Annotated in this window: 4 protein-coding genes; all 4 read right to left on the bottom strand. The window is 75.5% G+C overall.

The window, feature by feature from the left end:
• On the bottom strand, positions 1-273 hold a 273-nt coding region (locus N869_RS14390), incomplete at its 3' end, for a hypothetical protein (RefSeq protein ID WP_035062725.1).
• Positions 270-725: a flagellar export protein FliJ gene (locus tag N869_RS14385; RefSeq protein WP_035062724.1), complete on the bottom strand. Its 456-nt coding sequence runs from the start codon at positions 723-725 to the stop codon at positions 270-272. The genes N869_RS14390 and N869_RS14385, both read right to left, overlap by 4 nt.
• On the bottom strand, positions 722-2,050 hold the full coding sequence (locus N869_RS14380) for a FliI/YscN family ATPase (protein ID WP_052105615.1): 1,329 nt from the start codon (positions 2,048-2,050) through the stop codon (positions 722-724). Before N869_RS14380 ends, N869_RS14385 begins: the two co-directional genes overlap by 4 nt.
• A gap of 68 nt (positions 2,051-2,118) precedes the next feature.
• A partial coding sequence (locus N869_RS14375) for a FliH/SctL family protein (protein ID WP_035062723.1) occupies positions 2,119-2,450 on the bottom strand: 332 nt, incomplete at its 5' end.

Below are 2,450 nucleotides of genomic sequence, written 5' to 3'. Positions count from 1 at the left end.
CGGCTGCTCACCCCCGCCCGACGTCACGGCCCCGGTGTGCTCGGTCCCGCCGACGGAGGCGATCAGCTCGGCTGCCTCGTGGACGACCTGCGCGACCGTGACCGGGTCCTCGTGGGCCGTCCGGCCGTCGCTGCCCGTCGTCGATGCGTCCGCACCCTCGACCGCGGCACCCAGGACCGCCGCGAAGTCGTGCCCGGACGCACCCTGGGCGGTGCCCCCACGCTGCCCGGCGGCCGGGGCTGGCGGAGTCGGCAGCATGATGATGGTGGTCATCGGTCCCCCTCGTCGGTCAGGTCTGCACGGTCGGGTCGGGTGGCCCCTCGAAGGGCCGCCTCGTCCAGCGCCAGCTGCTCCAGGTGCTCGTCCTCGGCCCGGACCTCGGCGTCGTGCCGCTCCTCGAGCTTTCCCAGAGCCGTGGCTCGCGACCTGGCGCCGGTCCAGGCCGCCGTCGCCTCGTCCACCTGGAGCTGGGTCGTGCCCAGCACGGCCAGGGACTCCGCCGCCAGGCCCGTCAACGCCGCGCGGCTCGCGATCGACGCGCGCCACGTCAGGTCGTCGCCGCGCTCGGGCAGCTCGCACCCGGCGAGCATCTGAGCGGTCTCGTGCCGGCGGCGCTCCGCACGGCGACGCTCGGCGTGAGCCCGGGCGGCGTCGGCCGCCGCCTGCTCCTCCTGGATCCGGCGCAGCCGCAGGAGTCCGCTGAGCCGGAACCCGCGCGCGCTCATGGCTGCACCCCCATCTGGCCGACGAGCGCGGCCAGGTGCTCCCAGGAGTCCTCGGCCTCGGCGACCTCGTCCAAGGGCTGCTGCAGGAACGCGTCGATGCCGGCGGCGTTCGCGACCGCGGCGTCGACCAACGGGTTGGAACCGGGGACGTAGGCACCCACGTCGAGCAGGTCCTGCGCGCGCCGGCGCGCCGCCATCACCTGCCGCAACCGGGTCGCGTCGGCCCGCTGCGCGGGGGTGGTCACCCGACCGGCCACGCGCGAGACCGAACCCAGGACGTCGATCGACGGGAAGTGCCCGGCGACGGCCAGCTCACGGGTGAGCACCACGTGCCCGTCGAGGATCGAACGTGCGGCGTCGGCGACCGGCTCGTTGTGGTCGTCACCGTCCACCAGGACGGTGTAGATGCCGGTCACCGAGCCGCGCTCGGCCGTCCCGGCGCGCTCCAGGAGCTGGGCGAGCAGCGAGAACGTCGACGGCGGGTACCCGCGGGTCGCGGGTGGCTCACCGACCGACAACCCGATCTCACGCTGGGCCATCGCCACCCGGGTCAGGGAGTCCATCATCAGGACCACGTCGCGGCCCTCGGCCCGGAACTGCTCGGCGATGCGGGTCGCGACGAATGCCGCACGCAACCGCACCAGGGGCGGCTCGTCGGACGTCGCGACCACCACCACGGACCTGGCCAGGCCCTCGGGCCCCAGGTCGTCCTCCAGGAACTCGCGGACCTCACGGCCACGCTCACCGACCAGCGCGATCACCGAGACCTCGGCCTCGGTGCCGCGGGCGACCATCGACAGCAGGCTCGACTTGCCGACGCCGGACCCCGCGAACAGGCCCAGGCGCTGACCGCGCCCGGCCGTGACCATGGTGTCCAGGGCACGCACGCCGAGCTCCAGGGGCGTGTCGACCCGGGCCCGGCCCAGCGCCGACGGGGCGGAACCGCTGACCGGCACCATCGCAGCGTCCAGGGGACCCTTGCCGTCGACCGGCCGGCCCAGCCCGTCCAGGACCCGACCCAGCAGGCTGCGCCCGGTGGGGACCGTCAACGGCCGACCGGTGCCCCGCACCGGCATCCCGACCCGCAGCCCGTGCACCGCGGCCAACGGCATGCACCGCAGCACGGAGGACGTGGCGGCCACGACCTCGACCGCCACCGCCTCACGGCCCTCGCCGACGGTCAGCACGTCACCGACCGCACCGGTCAGGCCCGCCACGTCGACGGACAGGCCGACGACGGCGTGGACCGTCCCGACCCGCTCGGGGCCGGCCACGTCCAGAGCCCGGAGCAGTGCCGGGTCCAGGTGCACGGGGTTCGGGTGCACGGGGTTCGGGTGCACGGGGCGCGGGTGCACGGGGTTCGACCGCACCGTGGGCGCGTACGTCGCGGTGCTCACGAGGCGTCCTCGAGCAGGGCTGCGCGGGCGCGCTCCAGGGCGGTGCCGACCTGCCCGTCGAGGTAGCCGCCCGGGTACTCGCTGACGACGTCGCCGGGTTCCAGGCGGGAGTCGGCGACCAGCTCGATGCCCGCGGGCACCTGCACCTGGCCCTCGGCCAGCAGGGCACGGACCTCCGCCAGGTCGTCGGCGTTCATCCGCACCGTGTGCACCCCGACCTCGGGTGCGGCCTGCAACGCCCGGTCCAGCACGGCGCGCGCCGAGTCCGGGCCGGGGCGCAGCTCACGCTGCAGCACGGCGGCCGCGAGCGCCAGGGCGCCCTCGTGCA

This window comes from Cellulomonas bogoriensis 69B4 = DSM 16987, from assembly GCF_000767165.1.
GTDB lineage: Bacteria > Actinomycetota > Actinomycetes > Actinomycetales > Cellulomonadaceae > Actinotalea > Actinotalea bogoriensis.
This window is presented reverse-complemented; position numbering and strand designations above follow the sequence as displayed.